This is a genomic window from Nonomuraea sp. NPDC050478 (assembly GCF_044458265.1).
Taxonomy (GTDB): Bacteria; Actinomycetota; Actinomycetes; order Streptosporangiales; family Streptosporangiaceae; genus Nonomuraea; species Nonomuraea ferruginea.
This window is the reverse complement of record NZ_JBITHT010000004.1, coordinates 948148-966857: the sequence shown is the minus strand read 5'-3', so window position 1 is coordinate 966857 and position 18710 is coordinate 948148. Positions and strand designations below refer to the sequence as shown.

Sequence of the window (18710 nt, the reverse complement as noted above, 5' to 3'; positions counted from 1 at the left end):
ATGCGAATCGGGCTCGTAGTTGCGAGGGTGAAGTGAAGGGGTCTTTGTGACCCGAAGCTTGCACTTGGGGTCACCATTAAAGTGGCCTCAAGTGCTGGTTTTTCTCATGCAAAGCTTTCCTCTATGAGTTAAAGTGAAAAGTGGTGCCGGCCGCTTCATATTGGCTTGCGGTCTGGGTCGCGTTCATGTCGTCTTGCCGAGGGACAGTGACGTGCTCGGGCGGTCTGGACAGGCGACTGCTGCGGTTGGGTCAGGTGGGAGGTGTGGCCTTTATGCTCCAGGCGCTACTGATACATCGGTAAGCCGACGGTCTCAGCAGGGCTGATGCTGTCCTTCGGTCGAGTGTCTTGCCTCGCTCATCTGGGGATGGAGGCACTCTTTCGCCTCCTGTTGATACTGTGAGATGATCTAGCTGTGAAAATTCCAACTGAAGATCAAAATGCTTCCGGAGAGAAGGCCCGAGAGGCTGTTGGGATGCTTCGTATGGTCGGCACAGCCTTACTGCTCACGAACGGTGGTTTGGCCATAGCCGCACTCGTCTTCGCTGATTGGGAGCCGCCGTTCCAAGTCTTGCTTCTTTTCATCTGCGCAGCGGCTATCGGGATCGGTCTACGGATCGAAGCCGCCATGCGTGATCGTCGCTGACTACAAATGAGGAGGCCATCGCCGCCTGGCGGCAGGAAGGTGTGGCCGGCTGTAAAGCCAGCGGCGGACCTGGGCGCCCACATCTGCGTCGAGGACGAAGCGGGCCAGAGACTAAGGCCGCCGAAAGGACGCACCTGGGCACAGCGCGGCGCCCCGGCGGACGGTCATGATGCGGCAGGGGCAGCGGCCGGATCAACATCGGCGGCGTGGACTGCTACTGGCCTGGGCACCACCCGCACCTGATGTACAAGCCGCTCATCTATCACGGGCGCAAGGACTAGCCCAAGAGCTCAGCCTGGAGCAACTGCCGCGACCTGATCACGGTGGGTCCACCAGCAGTTCCGCACGCCGCTGGTGCGGTGCTGGGACAACCTGAATGCGCACCCGTTCGCCGGCTGGTCGGCTGCGCCGAGGCCAACGCTGACTGGTTGCGCGTCTACCGGCTCCGGGCCTACGCCTCCGAGCTGAAGACTGCGGAAGGCGGGTGGTCGCTGATGCACTGCGCCATGGCCGACTTCGTGTCACCGGCCTGACCACACTCGTCCGGATCATCAAGCGAAAGCTCAAGAAGATCCAAAACCGGCCCCATCTGATTGATGGCTGCCTCGCTCAGGCCGGACTCATCATCGAGGAGACCACCGTGACCACATGGCCGTCTCCATAAATTCAACCTGTGTAGCCTGAGTGTGCGGTGGCCACCGCCGCGCACTCCCATAGAGGGAGACGTCATGACCGGTGCCGGCATTCTGCGGAGAAGCGCGGCCCGTCGCGCTGACGCTCTTGTTCCTGACCGGCTGCGAGTCCGACGGGCGCGACGTCCAGGTGGGCGATGGGCGCGAGCACTTCTATGTCGTCGCCAGGAACGGGATCTCCGTCGCGAATCCCGAGTTCCGCTTCGCCACGGTGTCATGGCCGGGGCGACCTGCCGACGAGCATTCCGTCCGGGTGGCGGCGGAGCCGCAGTGGGCCCGCCCCGGGGAGGAGCCTTATTCCGTCCAATCATTCGACATCTACCGCAACGTCCGTGGCAGCACCCTGATCTCTCCCGCCGGGACGTCCGATATCCACAAGCCGGTGTTCCCCGATACCCGCATGTGCCGGGTACTGCGCCGCCTCGGCGCGGAGAAGCAGCCGGACGACAGCGCCGGCCTGCTCGACCAGTTGGGCAACGGTGTCGCCGTGACGGCCGTCGTCGAACTGCGCACCCCGATGACCTCCGAACAGTACGAGAGCGCTTACGGACTCCGTGGGGACAACATTCTCATCTCTTCCGGGCCGACTGGCGACGTCCCTCTGTACTGGGACAGGACCCCGGCATGCGAGCAGCGGCGGGTGGCGCGCAACTGTGAGGACCTGGCCCTTTTCGAGGAGTTCCGCGCGTGGGTCGCCCTGCTCCGCTCGGCCGACCAGAGCGTCCTGTCCGCTGTGGGGCTTCAACTGCCGAACCTGCAGGAGGCCGCCGCACGTGGCCGCATCGTCGGGTACGTCGACGACAACACCGCTCCGAGCGAGCTGCGCCTGCTCCTCGACGACAAGCGGGTCCGCGCCGTCCACATCATCGACGCCCGGCTCAACTGCGAGTCCTCCGCCAGCATGGTGTGCGAGCCGACTGTGTGGTGACCGGGGTCCCTGGACGTATGCCATCTCGCCCGGTCCGGAGCCGGACCGGGCGTCATGTCAGTTGCGGGACAAACAGGCGGTGAGCGGGTGCTCCGGCCGGTCCAGCCAGATCCGCTGCCCGTCCGGCCCGACCGTCATGCCGAACCGGTCGTAGCCGGGCTCACCCCAGCTCACCCACCGGAAGTAGGCGTCGGTGACCTCCTCCCAGACGGGCCGGTCGCCGACCTGGAACACCTGGTACTCCTCCGAGTCCGGACGCCAGATCGCCACCGCCCAGGACTCGGGGTCGCGCGGGTCGCTGACCCAGATGCGGTGGCACTCGCCATCCTCGTCAGGATTGTCGCTGTCGTGGGCGGTGAGCCCGGTCATGGCGCCGATGGCGAGGTCGGCGCCGGCGGGGGCGCAGACGATCGTGCGGGGGTCGACGCGGGTGGTGAGATGGTGCTTGTTCTCGGTCTCGTGGAGTTGCCGGGCGGGCACGGATCGCTGGGAGCGCATCATCATGTACGAGGCGAAGTCGGGGAAGCGGCCGTGTGCCACGCCGGATGGGGTGACGACGAGGCGGAGCTGGAAGTCGGTCTGGAAACGCGGCGAGTATGGAGCGACCAGCACGGCTCCCGGCCGGGCCTGCGTGATCCAGGTGTACGGGACCGTACGGATGCCGCAGGTGACGTGGACGCGGTCGAACGGTCCCCGTGCGGCGCAGCCTTCAGCGCCGTCGCCGACGATCAGGTGGGGCTGGAACGCGGCCGCGCTCAGGTTCTTGGCGGCCTGTTCGGCGACGACGGGGTCCACCTCGATGGAGGTCACATTGGTCTCGCCGACCATGTGGCAGAGGAGGGCGGCGGTCCAGCCGGTGCCCGTCCCGATCTCCAGCACCCGGGTTCCCGGTTCGGGGTCGAGCAGTTCCAGGAACATGGCGACGATGCCGGGAGCGGAGCACGACGACGTGTAGTCGCCGGAGCCGGTTCTGATGTCTGTCGCGCCGTCGTCCAGCTGCGTGACGATGGAGTTGTCGGAATAGACCGCGTCCCACCAGTCTTCGGGATCGGCTTCACGGTCGATGATCCGTACGGGCTCGTCAGGCGGGCACGTCAGAGCAACGGACGGGATGAACAGATGCCGCGGCACCGCCCGCATCGCGTCAGCGATCCGCTTGTCAAGCGGGCCGATCTCTTGGAGCAGCGCCTCGGCCGGGTCGACTGCACTGATCACTTTTTCTTCCCGTCCTGCTCGTCGCGCCTGGCGTGTCTGCCGGTGGCGGCTTTGTGGGAATCCGGGTTGGGCTTCTCCGAGTTGTTTGAGTCGTCCTTCTTTGGCTTGCCTGCGTGCTTCCCGCCCATGGCGTGATCTCCTCCCGTGGTCTTGGTGACTCCAGGTGATCGCAAGGTTACGACAGGGTGCAGAAACGTGCATTGGTCAAGAATTATTATTTGCACCGCTTGACTGGGGGCATCGGTGGGCATAATTATCACCGCATGGAGCTCCTTGGCCGGATCAGGACCGAGCGGCATGAGATGCCCGACGCGCTGCGCAAGGTGGCCGACGCCATCCTGGAGAACCCCGCCGCGGCCGCCCGCCTGACCATCGTCGATCTCGCCGAGCGCAGCGGCACCTCGACCGCCACCATCACCCGGTTCTGCCGGGCCCTCGGCTTCGGCGGGTACGCGGAGCTGCGGGTCGCCGTGGCCACCGAGACGGGACGGGTCAACCAGCAGACCTGGCAGACCGACATCGGCCAGGAGATCCTGCCCGGCGACACCCTGGAGAAGGTGCTGGGCGTGGTGTCGGGCAACGACATCCGGCTCATCCAGGAGACGGGCGACCAGCTCGACCTGGCCGTGGTGGAGAAGGTGGCGCAGGCCATCGCGCGGGCCGGGCGGGTGCTGCTGTTCGGCGTGTCGAGCAGCGCGGCCGTGGCCAGCGAGATGGAGTACCGGCTGCAGCGCATCCGCATCCCCACCTGGAGCAGGTCCGACGCGCACAGCGCGCTCACCGACGCGGCGCTGCTCGGGCAGGGCGACGTGGCGATCGGCATCTCCCACAGCGGCCGGACGCGCGAGGCGATCGAGGTGCTGGCCGAGGCCGGCAGCCACGGCGCGATCACCGTGGCCGTGACGTCGAACCCGCGCTCGCCGCTGGCCGAGGTGGCCGAGCTGGTGCTGACCACCGCCAGCAGGGAGACGACGTTCCGGTCCGACGGGTTCGCCGCGATCCACTCACAGCTGCTCGTGCTGGACGTGGTCTACGTGTCGGTCGCGCAGCGTACGTACGAGCGGACCAAGCAGGCCTTCGACGTGACGGTCAGGGCCGTGGCGGGGCACCGCCTCTCGGAAGGTGATTCATGACGATAAATCCGGAAAAATTCGCCGACCATATCGCCGACCTCGTCGAACAGATCCCCGACGACCCCGCCATCCAGAAAGCCGCCGATCTCTTCGTCAAGGCGTTGACCAGCGGCGGCGTCATCCACGCCTTCGGCTCAGGCCACTCCGAGGCCGTCGCCATGGAGATCGCCGGCCGGGCCGGCGGCCTCGTCCCCACCAACCGCCTCGCGCTCAGGGACATCGTCCTGTACGGGAACGCCCCCCGGGAGACGCTCGACCGCTACGACCTCGAACGCGACCCGGCCGTCGCCCGCACCATCCTCGACCTGGCCCCGGTCGAACGAGAGGACCTCTTCGTCGTCATCTCCAACTCCGGCGTCAACGGCGTCGTGGTCGAGCTGGCGACGCTGGTCAAGGAGCGCGGCCACGACCTGGTCGCCATCACCTCGCAGGCCCACAGCGGCGCGGTCGCCTCCCGTCACCCCTCGGGCCGCAAGCTCACCGACCTCGCCGACGTCGTGCTCGACAACCGGGCGCCGTACGGGGACGCGGTGCTGCCGCTGCCCGGCGGTGGCGCCACCGGCGCGGTCTCCACCATCACCTCCGCGCTCATCGCCCAGCTCGTCGTGGCGCGGACCGTACGCGACCTGCTGGAGGCGGGGCAGGCGCCGCCCGTCTACCTGTCCGCCAACGTGCCCGGGGGCGACGAGCACAACCTCAAGCTCGAAGCGCTGTACGAGGGCCGCCTGCGCCGCGGCACCTGACCACGATCTCGGGGGACCGTTCGACATCGGGGGACCGCACACCAAGGAGAACCCCACCCATGTCACGAAATGTCGGAAAAATCCTGCTGTCCTTAACCCTCCCCCTCGCCCTCCTCATCACCACCCTCGTGGCCTCCCCGGCGGGCGCCGCCCAGTCGGTACGCCTCCAGTACCGCACCAGCGCCCCCGGCGCGACCACCGCCCAGGCCGAGCCCTGGCTCCAGCTGATCAACGACGGCACCACCACGATCCCGCTGAACCAGGTCAAGATCCGCTACTACCTCACCGGCACCGAGACCTACCGCTTCGCCTGCTCCTGGGCCGTGGTCGGATGCTCGACCGTGACGGGACACTTCGTCGACCAGGAGGGCCCGGCCCAGTACCTGGAGGTGGGCTTCACCTCGGGCACCCTGGCCCCCGGCGCGAGCACCCGCGACCTGCAGCTCCGCTTCTACCGCGCCGACTGGCAGACGTTCACCCAGAGCGACGACTACTCCTACGGCCCCCAGACCTCCTACAGCGACTGGGACAAGGTCACCGTCTACGTCGGCGGCACGCTGGCCTGGGGCACCCCCTCGGGCAGCGACCCCGGCCCGACGCCCACGCCGACGGACCCGCCGCCCGGCCCCGGCGGCGTGCTGTTCGACGACTTCTCGTACACGAACTCGTCCGACCCGCGCCTGGCCCAGCGCGGCTGGACCGTGCGCTCCAGCTCCGGCGGGCCGGGCGTGCCCGGGGCCACCTGGTCGCCGTCGGCGATCACGTTCCCCGGCGGGCTGCTGACGCTCGACTCGCGCACCGACGGCACCGCCGGCGGGACCGTGCACACCGAGCTGTCGACGGCCGGCCGGAAGTTCTTCGAGGGCACGTACGCGGCCAGGGTGCGCTTCAGCGACGCCCCGACCAGCGGCCCGGACGGCGAGCACGTCGTGCAGACGTTCTTCACCATCACCCCGCTCCGCTTCAACCTCGACCCCGACTACGGCGAGCTGGACTTCGAGTATCTGCCGAACGGCGGCTGGGGCGAGCCCTCGAACATCCTCTACGCCACGAGCTGGGAGACCTACCAGGGTGAGCCGTGGCAGGCGGTGAACACCCACACCGAGGAGCGCGCGAGCTTCGCCGGCTGGCACGACCTGGTGATCCAGGTGTCGGGCGGGCGGATCAAGTACTACGTGGACGGCCGCCTGTTCGCCGACCACGGCGGGATCCACTACCCCGAGACACCCATGTGGATCATGTTCAACCAGTGGTTCATCGACCTCCAGGCCGCCACCGGCACCCGCACCTACCGCCAGCAGGTCGACTGGGTCTACCACGCCAGGAACGAGGTCGTCTCGCCCGCCGGCGTGCTGAGCCGGGTCGGCGACCTGCGCGCCGAGGGCACCTCGTTCCGCGACACCGTCCCCAACTCCTGAGAGAGCGCGATGAAGCACCGACTCACCGCCGCGGTGGCGGCCCTGGCCCTGGCCGCGGCGGCGTGCGGCTCGGACGCCGGGACCGGCGCGGCGCCCGAGAGCAGCGGCCCCGCCGGGCTGACCGTCTGGATCATGGACGGCAGCGTCACGCAGGACCTGCTCAAGACGTTCGAGACCGGCTACGAGGCCGCCCATCCTGAGGTGGACCTGGACATCCAGATCCAGGCCTGGGACGGCATCGGCGAGCGGGTGACGGCCGCGCTGGCCAGCACCGACGCGCCGGACGTGATCGAGGTCGGCAACACCCAGGTCGCCCAGTACGCGGCCAGCGGCGGCGTCACCGACCTCACCGCCAAGGTCGCCGACCTCAGGGGCGAGGACTGGCTGCCCGGCCTGGCCCAGCCGGGGAACATCGACGGCAAGCAGTACGGGATCCCCTGGTACGCGGCGAACCGGGTGGTGGTCTACCACAAGGACCTGTTCGCGAAGGCCGACGTCCAGCCACCGAAAACCCGTGATGAATGGCTGGAAATCACGAAAAAGCTGAATCAAGGGGGTAACCAGGGCATCTACCTGACCGGGCAGACCTGGTACGCGCTGGCCGGCTTCATCTGGGACGAGGGCGGCGACCTCGCCGTCCAGGAGGGCGGCCGGTGGAAGGGCGCGCTCGACACCCCGCAGGCCCTCGCCGGCATGGAGTTCTACCAGCGCCTCCAGGCTCTCGGCAAGGGCCCCAAGGACGCCGACGAGGCCAACCCGCCGCAGCACGAGGTGTTCGCCCAGGGCAAGGTCGCGCAGATCATCGCGGTGCCCGGCATCGCCGCCCGCGTCCTGGAGGTCGAGCCAGAGCTCAAGGACAAGATCGGATATTTCCCGATCCCGGGGAAGACGCCCGACAAGCCCGGCTCGGTGTTCACCGGCGGCTCCGACCTGATCGTCCCGGTCGCCTCCCAGCACCAGGAGGAGGCGTACGAGGTCGTCAAGGCGCTGGCCGGGGAGGAGTTCCAGACCGACCTGGCCAAGGCCATGAGCTTCGTGCCGAACCGCACCTCGCTCGCCGGCGTGCTCTCCGGCGACGAGGGCACCGCCGCCATGGCCACCGGCGCCGCCAACGGCCGGGCCACCCCCAACACCCCCAACTGGGCCGCCGTCGAGGCCACCTCGGTCATCAAGCAGTACATGACCGCGGTGCTCACCGGCGGCGACCCCGCGACGGAGGCGAGGAAGACGTCGGAGTCCATCACGGCCACCCTCAACAGCGGGTCCTGAGTGCGCGGCCGTCCCTTCTGGCCCTACCTGCTCATCGCGCCCACGGTGGCCGGTGGGGCCTTCCTCCTGCTCTACCCGGTCGCCAAGGCGGCGGTGATCTCCCTCCAGCACTTCCGCATGGGCGAGCTGATCAAGGGCGGGGCCGCCTTCATCGGCTTCGGCAACTACGCGGAGCTGCTGTCCGGGGACGAGTTCTGGGCGGTGCTGCTGCGCACCGTCTGGTGGACCGCGGTGAACGTGGTGCTCATCGTGGTCCTGTCCACCGCCGTCGCGCTGCTGCTCGTACGGCTGCGGCGCGGCATGCGGCTGGCCCTGATGAGCGCGCTGGCGCTGGCCTGGGCCACCCCGATCATCGCGGCCACCACCGTCTTCCAGTGGCTGTTCCAGTCGGAGCTGGGCGTGGTCAACTGGCTGCTGGTCACGCTCGGCCTCGACTCCTTCCGCGGCTACACCTGGTTCGCCGACGGCGACGCCACCTTCGCGGTGCTCGTCGTGCTGGTGGTCTGGCAGTCGGTGCCGTTCGCGGCGCTCACCCTCTACGCCGGGCTGACCACCATTCCCGCCGAGCTGTACGAGTCGGCGCGGATCGACGGCGGCACCGGGTGGCAGATCTTCTGGCAGGTCACGCTGCCGATGCTGCGCACCCTCTTCGCCCTGATCGTCTCGCTGGAGGTGATCTGGGTGGCCAAGTGCTTCCCGCAGATCTGGGTGCTCAGCCAGGGCGGGCCGGGCGACGCCACGACCACCCTGCCGGTGTACGCGTTCAAGATCGCCAGGGTGCTGCACCGGTACGACCTCGGCTCGGCGGTCGCCATGCTCACCGTGCTGATCCTGGTCGTGGCCCTGATCAGCAACCTGCGACGGATGGTCGGATCATGAGAAGGCTCGCCCTGAACGCCGTCGCGCTGGCCGTGCTGGTGGTGACGATCTTCCCGGTCTACTGGATGTATCTGACGGCGTTCAAGCCGACCCGGGACATCCAGGCGGCCACCCCCACCTTCTGGCCCTCCTCGCCGACGCTCGACCACTTCGTCACGGCCGTGAACGCGCCGGGGTTCTGGACCTTCTGGCGCAACAGCCTGCTGGTGACGGTGGCGGCCGTGCTGCTGGCGCTGGTGGTGGCGATGGCGGCGGCGTTCGCGGCGACGCGGATGCGGTGGCGGGGCCGCGGCGCGTTCGTGGTCATGGTGTTCGCCGCCCAGATGGCGCCGTGGGAGGCGCTGCTGGTGCCGGTGTTCATCATCGCCAGGGACACCGACCTGCTGGACTCGCTGGCCATGCTGACCGGGGTGTACTTCATGATCACCCTGCCCTTCACCATCGTCACGCTCCGCGGCTTCCTCGCCGCGATCCCGCCGGAGCTGGAGGAGGCGGCGCAGGTGGACGGGTGCTCGCGGCTGGTGGCGTTCCGGCGGGTGACGTTCCCGCTGCTGGCGCCGGGGCTGATGGCGACGTCGCTGTTCGGGTTCATCACGGCGTGGAACGAGTTCGCGTTCGTGAACGTGCTCATCATCAAGGACCAGGACAAACGCACGCTGCCGGTCTGGCTGTCGTCCTTCCGCGACGTCTTCGGCACGGACTGGGGAGCGACGATGGCGGCGGCGGGCCTCTTCGCCCTGCCGGTCCTGCTGCTCTTCCTCTTCCTGCAACGCCGCGTCGGCACGGGCATGACCGCGGGCGCCGTCAAAGGCTGACGCGCCGCGGGCTCAGGCGGGGGAGGTGAACGCGGCGTGGGCCTCCTTCGCGCGGTCCTCCGGCAGGTGGTCGCGGGCCGCCAGCCAGGCCGCCGCGCCCGCCGCGTCGCCCGCCGTGCGGACCTGCTCGCCGGCCAGCAGGTCGAGGACGTGCTCGCGTACGGGGCCGTCGTTGGTGAGGACGCTCCCGGCGAGCACCACGGGGCCCGAGACGTGGATTCTCCGTACGGTGGAGGCCAGGTGTTCGGCGGCCCGCCGGGTGATCGCCAGCGCGGCCGGGTCCCCGTCGGCGGCGGCGCGGCTCACGAGCGGGGCGAGCTCGGCCAGGCGCATGTGGTCGCCCTGGATCAGGCGGACGAACCGGTCGTCGGTCTCGCGCGCCGTGGCGCCTCGCCAGTCGCCGAGGAAGTGGGTCACCACCAGATCGGCCAGCCCGCCAGAGGCGGGGGTGGAGGGAACGTCGAAGGCGGCGGCGGTGTGCTGGGCGGCGGCGCGACCGATCCAGAAGCCGGAGCCCTTGTCGCCCAGCAGCCAGCCGAGCCCGTCGGCGATCCGGTGCAGCCGGTAGGACCTGATGGCCGACGCCACCGCTCCGGTGCCCGAGAGCAGGAGCGAGCCGTCGGGGGCGGGGGTGCCCGCGGTGTAGGCGATCTCGACGTCGCCCGTCAGCCGGGGCGCGGACGGGATGCCCAGGTCGGCCCAGGCCTTGGCCAGGTCGGGCGCCATCTGCTCGACGTGCCCGGCGACCCCGGCGAGCGAGGCCACCACCCGGGAGCCGTCGTGGCCGGAGAGGGCCTCGCGCAGCGCGCCGGTGATGGCGGCCACCGCCTTGTTCAGCCCGTGCGCGGTCGGGTTGCCCGCGCCCGCTCGCGCGTACCCGACCCGGGCGCCGTCGAGGGTGTGGACCGCCACCCGGGTGGCGGTGGCACCGGCGTCGATCCCGACCACGAGCGAAATAGTCACGATCAGATTGTGGGTCTTGACGTGACCGGTAAGCAAGAATAATTTTCGCCGAAAGGCCGGATGTTCGGAAGGAATGTTCGTGACTCCAGGTGCCCTGGGCCGCATCGAGACCGAGCTCCCCGCTCTGCCCGAGGCGTTGCGCAGGGTCGGCGAGGCGATTCTCGAGGACCCGGCCGAGGCCGCGCGCTCGACCATCATCGCGCTGGCCGAGCGGGCCGGCAGCTCGCCCGCGACCGTGACGCGCTTCTGCCGGGCGTTCGGCTTCTCCGGCTACGCCGAGCTGCGGGTGGCGCTGGCCACCGAGACCGGCAGGGCCGCGCAGGCCGGCTGGGGCGCGGGCGTGGGCCACGAGATCGGCCCCGACGACCCGATCGACGCCGCCATCGAGGTGATGGCCGCCGCCGACACCCGGCTCATCCAGGACACCGCCGCCCAGCTCGATCCCGAGGTGGTCTCGAAGGTCGCCGACGCCGTGGTGGCCGCCCGCCGGGTGCTCCTGGTCGGGGTCTCCACCAGCGGCAACGTGGCGACCATGCTGGAGGGCCGGCTGCGCCGCATCGGCATCCCGTGCTGGAGCGCGTACGACGCGCACGTGGCCCTGTCCGAGGCGGCGCTGCTGCGCGGCGGCGACGTGGCCATCGGCATCAGCCACAGAGGCCGCACCCGCGAGGTGATGGAGTCGCTGGCCGAGGCCGGGAGCCACGGCGCGCTGACCGTGGCCGTCACCTCGTTCGCCCGCTCACCGCTCGCGGAGCTGGCCGACCTGGTGCTGACCACCGCCAGCAGGGAGACGACGTTCCGGCTCGGCGGGCTGGCCGCCGTGCACTCCCAGCTGTTCGTGCTGGACGCGGTGTACGTGGCGGTCGCGCAGCGGACGTACGAGCGCACCAACGAGGCGTTCGAGCTGACGATCACTGCTGTCGAGAGTCACCGGGTGGAGAGAGGCTGAATGACGTACGCAACCGTGGCACTGGAGCTGGCCCGTCAGGTCGCGGAGAGCCAAGCGGAGCCGGTCGGGCGGGCCGCCGAGGCGCTGGTCGCCGGGCTCCGCGCGGGCGGTGTGGTAAACGCTTTCGGTTCCGGCCACTCCGAGGCCATCGCCATGGAGATCGCCGGACGCGCGGGCGGGCTGGTGCCGAGCAACCGGCTCTCGCCCAGGGACCTCGTCCTGTACGGGGGAGAGCCGCCCGGCGTGCTCACCTCCGAACTGGAGCGCGACCCGGCGATCGCGCACCGGATCTACGAGCTGGCGCCCGTGGACCCGCGCGACGTGTTCGTGCTGATCTCCAGCTCCGGCGTGAACGGCGCGGTGGTCGAGCTCGCCACGATCGTCAAGGAGCGCGGACACCCGCTCATCGCGATCACCTCGGTCAGGCACAGCGTCCAGATGACCTCACGCCACCCGTCGGGCGGCAAGCTGCTCGACCTGGCCGACGTGGTCCTCGACAACGGCGCCCCGTACGGCGACGCGGTGCTGGAGCTGCCGGGCGGGGGAACCTACGGCGCGGTCTCCACGATCACCTCGGCGCTGCTCGCGCAGCTGATGGTCACCCAGACGGTCGAGCGGCTGGTGGCGCTCGGCGAGACGCCGCCCGTCTACCTGTCGGCCAACGTGGCCGGCGGCGACGAGCACAACAGAGCCCTGGAGAGCCGGTACGCAGGGCGCATCCGACGTTGAGCCAGACAAGTCAGGAGTAGTACCTATGGCCCCCCACATCACCCGGCGCGGCCTTCTCCGCGCCGCGGCGCTGGTCCCCGTGGCCGGCGCGCTCGCCGCCTGCGCCACCCCGCAGACCCAGGCGCCGGCCTCGTCGGCGGCCCCGGCGGCCACCAGCGCGGCCAACCCGCTCGGCGTCGACGCCAAGAAGCCGCTGGAGGTGTGGATCTTCGACGGCGGCTTCGGCAACGCCTACGCCACCGACATCCACCAGCCGCTGTTCAAGACCAAGTACCCCGACGCCGAGATCAAGCACAACGTCACCAAGGAGATCACCAAGGTCCTGCAGCCGCGGTTCGCCGGCGGCAACCCGCCCGACGTGATCGACAACTCCGGCGCGAACGCCATGGACATGGGCGCGCTCGCCCAGGACGGCCAGCTCCAGGACCTCGCCCCGCTGCTGGACGCGCCGAGCTGGGACGACCCGAACGTCAAGGTCAAGGACACCTTGGACCCGGCCGTCGTCGAGTTCGGCACCTACGACGGCAAGTTCCACGTGCTCGGCTACGTCAACTACATCCACGGCATCTGGTATTCGCAGAAGACCTTCAGGGACAACGGCTGGACCGTGCCGAAGACCTGGGACGAGTTCCTCGCCCTCTGCGAGACGATCAAGAAGGCCGGCAAGATGGCGCCGTTCACATACGCGGGCAAGCACCCGCAGTACCTGTACGAGCCGCTTCTCACCATGGCCGCCAAGATCGGCGGCAACGAGGTGCTGGTCAACATCGACAACCTGGAGGACGGCGCCTGGTCCGCCGAGCCGGTGCGGCAGGCGGCCGAAGCCTGGGCCGAGGTCGGCGCCAAGTACCTGATGCAGGGCACGGCCGGCCTCGACCACGTGCAGACCCAGACGGCGCAGAACAAGAACGAGGTCGCCATGCTGCCGTGCGGCTCGTGGCTGGAGAACGAGCAGAAGACCACCACGCCCGAGGGCTTCGAGTACGGCATGTTCCCCATCCCCGACTTCACCGGCTCCGACAAGATGCCGTACGGCACCCTGCACACCCAGCCGGGAGAGTCGTTCATCGTGCCGTCGCGGGGCGCCAACCCGCAGGGCGGCATGGAGTACCTGCGGGCGATGCTGTCGAAGAAGGCGGCCGGCGACTTCAGCGAGCTCGTCAGCACCGTCTCCGTGGTGAAGGGCGCGGGCGAGGGCCGCGACCTGTCGCCGGGCGCCAAGAGCGCCACCGAGGCGCTCGCCGCCGCCGGCGCCAACACCGTCTACTACCGCTGGCGCAGCTGGTACGGCCAGCTGCACGACGAGGCCGTGGCCGCCACCGGCCAGCTCATGACCGGCGGCGTCACGCCCGAGAAGTACGTGGAGCGGCTGCAGAAGAAGGCGGACGAGCTGAAGGCCGACTCCGCGATCAAGAAGTACAAGCGCTGATGTTCAACACGTACCGCCGGGGCCTGTTCATCCTGTCCTTCCTGGCGGCGCCCGTCACGCTCTACCTGGTCTACGTGATCTCGCCGTACATGCAGGCGTTCTACATCGCGATGACCGACTGGCGGGGGGTGACCGCCACACCCAACTTCATCGGGTTCGACAACTTCATCCGGTTGTTCTCCGACGGCATCTTCTGGAAGGCGGTCACCCACAACGCGGCGCTGCTCGTGCTGCTGCCGCTGCTGACGATCGTCATCGCCCTGTTCTTCGCGTTCCTGCTCAACGTGGGACGCGAGGGGCGGGGCGTGGCGGGCGTGGCCGGGTCCAGGTTCTACCGGGTGGTGTTCTTCTTCCCGCAGGTGCTCGCCGTGACCGTGGTCGCGGTGCTGTTCCAGCAGGTGTTCAGGCCCGACGACAGCGGCATGCTGAACGCGCCGCTGATGGCCATCGGGATGGACCCCGTCGGCTTCCTGTCGGATCCGGACATCGCGTTCTGGTCCGTCCTGGGCGTCATGGTGTGGCAGGCGGTCGGCTTCTACGTGGTGCTGTTCTCGGCCGGGCTGGCGTCGATCCCGCGCGACATGTTCGAGGCGGCCCAGATCGACGGGGCCGGCCGGTTCAGCCTGTTCTTCCGCGTCACGCTGCCGCTGCTCTGGGACACCGTGCAGGTCGCCTGGGTCTACCTGGGCATCCTGGCGCTGGACGTGTTCGCGATCGTGTGGGTGATGACCGACCAGCACGGCGGGCCCGACTTCTCCACCACCGTGATGGCCACCGAGATCTACCGCAACGCGTTCCAGTACTTCCGCTTCGGCTACGCCTCGGCGCTGGGCGTCGTGATGTTCTTCTTCACCATCGGCTTCGCGATCCTGTCGCTGCGCCTGTCCCGCCGCGAACGAATCGAGTACTGACGACAATGACCACGACATCATGGACGGTCGCGAACTCGCGCAGTCTCGCCCGCCGCGAACGCCGCAGGCGGCTCGGGCCGCTGTCGATCCTCACCCACATCGCCCTGCTGGTGTGGACGGTGCTGACCGTGGTGCCGATCCTGTGGACGTTCCTCGCCTCGGTGAAGAGCGAGGAGGAGATCTTCGGCGACGCCTGGTCCCTCCCCGCCGCCCTGCAGTGGGACAACTTCGCCCGCGCCTGGGAACAGGCACAGATCGGGCAGTACATGCTCAACAGCGTCGTCGTCGTGTCGTTCAGCACGTTCGGCACCATGCTGGTCGGGTCGATGGCCGCCTACGTGCTGGCCCGCTACCCGTTCCGCGGCAACCGGGCCGTCTACCTGCTGTTCGTGTCGGGGCTGGCCTTCCCGGTCTACCTGGCGCTGACGCCGCTGTTCTTCGTGGTGCAGAACATGGGGAACGTCCCGCTGGTCGGCCCGTTCATCGGGCTGAACACGCACGCCGGGCTGGTGCTGGTGTACATCGCGTACTCGATGCCCTTCACCGTGTTCTTCCTGTCGGCGTTCTTCCGTACGCTGCCCACCGCGGTCGCGGAGGCGGCCAGGGTCGACGGGGCCTCGCACACCCGAGTGTTCTTCCAGATCATGCTGCCGATGGCCAAGCCGGGGCTGGTGAGCATCACCATCTTCAACGTGCTCGGCCAGTGGAACCAGTACCAGCTCCCGCTGGTGCTGCTGCAGGAGCGCGACAAGTGGGTGCTCACCCAGGGCATCGCCGACATCTCGACCGCGGCGGGCTACGACCAGGACTGGGCGGCCCTGTTCGCCGCGCTGACTCTGGCCATCCTGCCGATGCTGGTGGTCTACACGGTCTTCCAGCGCCAGATCCAGGCCGGGCTCACGGCGGGAGCGCTCAAATAACCAATCATGAATATGGCTCGCGTGCACGGGGTGGTGGCCCTACGCTTCAGGATGTGATCGGCGACATCCGCGCGTTGCTGGCCCGCCACCTCCCCGGCTACGAGGTGCACACCGCCGTGCCCAGCGGTGACGGCCTGGACAACACCGTGCATCTGGTCAACGGCGAGCTCATCGTCCGCGCCCGCGTCTCGGACCCGGGCTCCGTCCGGCGCGAGGTCGCCCTGCTGGCCGTGGTCAAGGACCTGGTCGCGGTGCGGGTGCCGGAGGTGCTGTTCGCCGACGAGCGGGCGGGCGTCATCGCCTACCACGCGCTGCCGGGGCTGCCCCTCGACCAGCACCCCGTGCCCGACCCGAAGCGGCTGGCCGAGCCGCTCGGCGGCCTGCTCAGCGCGCTGCACGCCGCCCCGGTCGAGCGGATGCGCGAGCTGGCGCCGCCCGACCTCTATCCCGCGCCGACCCTGCTGCACGACGCCCAGCTCGACTACCGCGACGTCGAGCGGCACGTCCCGGCCGGGCAGCGGCCCCTGGTGGAGCGGTTCCTCGCAGCCGAGCCGCCGCCGGAGCCGAGCACCCTCCGCTTCTGCCACAACGACCTCGGCGCCGAGCACCTCCTGGCCGACGCCGCGACCAGCACGCTGACCGGCGTCATCGACTGGACCGACGCCGCCGTCACCGACCCGGCCCACGACTTCGCCAAGATCTTGCGTGACCTCGGGCCGGAGGTGCTCGACCTGGTCCTGGCCTCGTACGACGGGCCCTTCGACGGCGAGGACCGGCGGCGGGCGCTGTTCTACGCCCGCTGCGCCCTCATCGAGGACCTCGCCTACGGCCTCAGCACCGGCCCGGCCCGCTACGCCGAGGCCGCCCTGGCCCACCTGGAGTGGACCTTCACCGGCTGAGCTCGGCGCGCAGCCCCGCCGCCGCCGCGACCACGTTCGCCAGCGACGCCTCCACCTCCTCGTAGGTGCGGGTCTTCAGCCCGCAGTCCGGGTTCACCCAGACCCGCCCGGCCGGCAGCACCGCCAGCGTCCGCCGTAGCAGGCCCTCGACCTCGGCCGCGTCGGGCACCCGCGGCGAGTGGATGTCGTACACGCCCGGCCCCAGCCCGCGCCCGAACGACCCGACCGCGTCCAGGATCCGCGCCCCCGACCGGGCCGACTCGATCGTGGTCACGTCCGCGTCCAGCCCGTCGATCGCGGCCAGGATCTGGTCGGCGTTCGAGTAGCACAGGTGGGTGTGGATCTGCGTGCGGTCGCCCGCGCCGGAGGTCGCCCTGCGGTACGCGGCCACCGCCCACTCCAGGTAGCCGGCCTGCGCCGACCGGCGCAGCGGCAGCAGCTCGCGCAGCGCCGGCTCGTCCACCTGGATGATCGGCACGCCGGCCGCCTCCAGGTCGCGCACCTCCTCCCGCACCGCGTCCGCCACCTGGCGCACCACCTCACGCAGCGGCAGGTCGTCCCGGACGAACGACCAGGCCACGATCGTCACCGGGCCGGTGAGCATCCCCTTGACCGGCCGGTCCGTGAGCGACCCCGCGTACGCGGCCCACCGCACGGTGATCGGCTCCGGCCGCGACACGTCGCCGTGCAGGATGGGCGGCCTGGTGCAGCGCGACCCGTACGACTGGACCCAGCCGTTCGCGGTGACCGCGAAGCCTTCGAGGTGCTCGGCGAAGTACTGCACCATGTCGTTGCGCTCGGGCTCGCCGTGCACCAGCACGTCCAGGCCGAGGCGCTCCTGCAGCCGGATCACCCGCTCGACCTCGGCCCGCACCCGGCTCTCGTACTCCTCCGCGTCGAGCGTCCCCGCCGCCACGCCCGCCCGCGCCGCCCGCAGCTCACCCGTCTGCGGGAACGACCCGATGGTGGTCACCGGCAGCAGCGGCAGCTTGAGCCGCTCCGCCTGCGCCCGCGCCCGCACCTCGTACGCACTCCGCCCCGCGCCCACGCTCACATCCGCAGTCCCCGCCCGGTGTGCCCGCGCGTCCTCACCGCCGTCCTGCACCGGCGGGGCCGTACGGGAGAGGGCCACGACCTCGGAGACCTTCTGCTCGGCGAAGGCGAGGCGGCCCCGGAGCGCCGGGTCGAGGCCGGGCTCGGCGGTGACGTCGTACGGGACATGCAGCAGCGAGCACGACGTGCTGACCGTCACCTGGTCCGCGTGCTCGCGCACCGCCGCCAGGGCGCGCGCCGCCCGCGACGGCGACGTCCGCCACACGTCCCGCCCCGACACCACGCCGGCCACCACCGTCTTGCCCGCCAGCGCGGCCAGCCCGTCGGCGCCGCCGCGCACCAGGTCCACCCCGACGGCCTCCACCGGGGTCGCCGCCAGCACCGGCAGCGCCTCCCCGAGATGCCCGAAGTACGAGGCCACGAACAGCCCCGGCCGGGCCGCCACGTTCCCCAGCCGCTCGTAGGCGGTCCGCACCGCCGCCAGCTCGTCCGGCGTCCGGTCCGCCACCAGCGCCGGCTCGTCGAGCTGCACCCATGCCACGCCCTCGGCCGCCAGAGCCCCGAGCAGCTCCTCGTAGCAGGCGAGCACGTCGTCCAGCCGCGCCAGCGCCGCCTCGGGATCCGCCGACAGCAGCAGGAACGTCACCGGCCCGACCACCACCGGCCGCGTCTCGTACCCCAGCGCCCGCGCCTCCCGCACCTCGCCCAGCGGCTTGGCCGCGTCCAGCTTGAAGGCCGTCTCCGGGCCGATCTCCGGCACGATGTAGTGGTAGTTCGTGTCGAACCACTTCGTCATCCGCAGCGGCGCCAGCCCGTCGGCGCCGCGCGCCATCGCGAAGTACGGGTCCGCCGCCTCCCGGTAGCGCTCCGGCACCGCGCCCAGCAGCACGGCCGTGTCGAGCACCTGGTCGTAGAGGGAGAACGTGTTCGACGGCAGCCCTTCCAGGCCCAGCTCGGCCAGCCTGCGCCAGGTCGACGCCCGGATCGCGGCGCCGGCCGCCTCCAGCTCGTCACGGGTGGCGCGGCCGTCCCAGTACGACTCCAGGGCGCGCTTCAACTCCCTGCGGGGGCCGATCCGCGGGTATCCGAGCACGGTGGACTGAGGGAAAGCGGGCATCGA

Annotated in this window: 17 protein-coding genes; 14 read left to right on the top strand and 3 right to left on the bottom strand. The window is 70.0% G+C overall.

Annotated features, from left to right (window positions below; translation table 11 throughout):
- Window positions 1-414 precede the first annotated feature (414 nt).
- Together ACIBF7_RS24415 and ACIBF7_RS24410 are read left to right on the top strand one after the other, a co-directional pair.
- Window positions 415-645 (top strand): hypothetical protein, encoded by a 231-nt coding sequence (locus ACIBF7_RS24415; protein ID WP_378524881.1) that lies wholly within the window; start codon window positions 415-417, stop codon window positions 643-645.
- A 780-nt stretch (window positions 646-1425) separates the two neighbouring features.
- Window positions 1426-2265, top strand: coding sequence for a hypothetical protein (locus ACIBF7_RS24410; protein WP_397198219.1), 840 nt, complete (start codon window positions 1426-1428; stop codon window positions 2263-2265).
- Between the two features lie 57 nt (window positions 2266-2322).
- Here the strand turns inward: ACIBF7_RS24410 and ACIBF7_RS24405 are convergent, their stop codons facing one another.
- A complete protein-coding gene (locus tag ACIBF7_RS24405; RefSeq protein WP_397198218.1) occupies window positions 2323-3480 on the bottom strand; it encodes a methyltransferase domain-containing protein in 1158 nt (385 codons plus the stop codon).
- Between the two features lie 263 nt (window positions 3481-3743).
- Here ACIBF7_RS24405 and ACIBF7_RS24400 point away from each other — a divergent pair, with 263 nt between their 5' ends.
- The 6 genes from ACIBF7_RS24400 to ACIBF7_RS24375 are packed head-to-tail and all read left to right on the top strand — an operon-like array spanning window position 3744 to window position 9737.
- Window positions 3744-4613, top strand: a complete 870-nt coding sequence (locus tag ACIBF7_RS24400; protein WP_397198217.1) for a MurR/RpiR family transcriptional regulator — start codon at window positions 3744-3746, stop codon at window positions 4611-4613.
- A complete protein-coding gene (locus tag ACIBF7_RS24395; RefSeq protein WP_397198216.1) occupies window positions 4610-5356 on the top strand; it encodes a sugar isomerase domain-containing protein in 747 nt (248 codons plus the stop codon). The genes ACIBF7_RS24400 and ACIBF7_RS24395 overlap by 4 nt, the downstream gene beginning before the upstream one ends.
- A 59-nt stretch (window positions 5357-5415) precedes the next feature.
- The gene (locus ACIBF7_RS24390; RefSeq protein ID WP_397198215.1) at window positions 5416-6774 is read left to right on the top strand and encodes a cellulose binding domain-containing protein; all 1359 of its coding nucleotides are present in this window, start codon (window positions 5416-5418) and stop codon (window positions 6772-6774) included.
- Window positions 6775-6783: 9 nt separating this feature from the next.
- Window positions 6784-8043, top strand: a complete 1260-nt coding sequence (locus ACIBF7_RS24385; RefSeq protein ID WP_364228145.1) for an extracellular solute-binding protein — start codon at window positions 6784-6786, stop codon at window positions 8041-8043.
- Window positions 8044-8922, top strand: a complete 879-nt coding sequence (locus ACIBF7_RS24380) for a carbohydrate ABC transporter permease (protein WP_271275998.1) — start codon at window positions 8044-8046, stop codon at window positions 8920-8922.
- Window positions 8919-9737: a carbohydrate ABC transporter permease gene (locus tag ACIBF7_RS24375; protein ID WP_271275997.1), complete on the top strand. Its 819-nt coding sequence runs from the start codon at window positions 8919-8921 to the stop codon at window positions 9735-9737. Before ACIBF7_RS24380 ends, ACIBF7_RS24375 begins: the two co-directional genes overlap by 4 nt.
- Before the next feature lie 12 nt (window positions 9738-9749).
- On the opposite strand, the gene ACIBF7_RS24370 is transcribed toward ACIBF7_RS24375, so the two are convergent.
- Complete coding sequence (locus tag ACIBF7_RS24370; RefSeq protein ID WP_271275996.1) at window positions 9750-10700, bottom strand: N-acetylglucosamine kinase; 951 nt, start codon at window positions 10698-10700, stop codon at window positions 9750-9752.
- A 73-nt stretch (window positions 10701-10773) separates the two neighbouring features.
- Here ACIBF7_RS24370 and ACIBF7_RS24365 point away from each other — a divergent pair, with 73 nt between their 5' ends.
- From ACIBF7_RS24365 to ACIBF7_RS24340, 6 genes are read left to right on the top strand one after another with little or no spacing between them, the layout of a single operon-like run.
- Window positions 10774-11649, top strand: coding sequence for a MurR/RpiR family transcriptional regulator (locus ACIBF7_RS24365; protein ID WP_219544253.1), 876 nt, complete (start codon window positions 10774-10776; stop codon window positions 11647-11649).
- Complete coding sequence (locus tag ACIBF7_RS24360) at window positions 11650-12378, top strand: sugar isomerase domain-containing protein (RefSeq protein ID WP_148033646.1); 729 nt, start codon at window positions 11650-11652, stop codon at window positions 12376-12378.
- 25 nt (window positions 12379-12403) lie between these two features.
- Window positions 12404-13807 carry an N-acetylglucosamine/diacetylchitobiose ABC transporter substrate-binding protein gene (ngcE, locus tag ACIBF7_RS24355; RefSeq protein ID WP_397198214.1) on the top strand — a complete coding sequence of 468 codons (1404 nt, stop codon included), beginning with the start codon at window positions 12404-12406 and terminating at the stop codon, window positions 13805-13807.
- Window positions 13807-14718 (top strand): carbohydrate ABC transporter permease, encoded by a 912-nt coding sequence (locus tag ACIBF7_RS24350; RefSeq protein ID WP_271278509.1) that lies wholly within the window; start codon window positions 13807-13809, stop codon window positions 14716-14718. Before ngcE ends, ACIBF7_RS24350 begins: the two co-directional genes overlap by 1 nt.
- 5 nt (window positions 14719-14723) lie before the next feature.
- Complete coding sequence (locus ACIBF7_RS24345) at window positions 14724-15638, top strand: carbohydrate ABC transporter permease (RefSeq protein ID WP_148033643.1); 915 nt, start codon at window positions 14724-14726, stop codon at window positions 15636-15638.
- Between the two features lie 53 nt (window positions 15639-15691).
- A complete protein-coding gene (locus ACIBF7_RS24340) occupies window positions 15692-16537 on the top strand; it encodes a phosphotransferase family protein (protein ID WP_271278510.1) in 846 nt (281 codons plus the stop codon).
- On the opposite strand, the gene metE is transcribed toward ACIBF7_RS24340, so the two are convergent.
- Window positions 16527-18707 (bottom strand): 5-methyltetrahydropteroyltriglutamate--homocysteine S-methyltransferase, encoded by a 2181-nt coding sequence (metE, locus tag ACIBF7_RS24335; protein ID WP_397198212.1) that lies wholly within the window; start codon window positions 18705-18707, stop codon window positions 16527-16529. The genes ACIBF7_RS24340 and metE overlap by 11 nt on opposite strands.
- Window positions 18708-18710 lie beyond the last annotated feature (3 nt).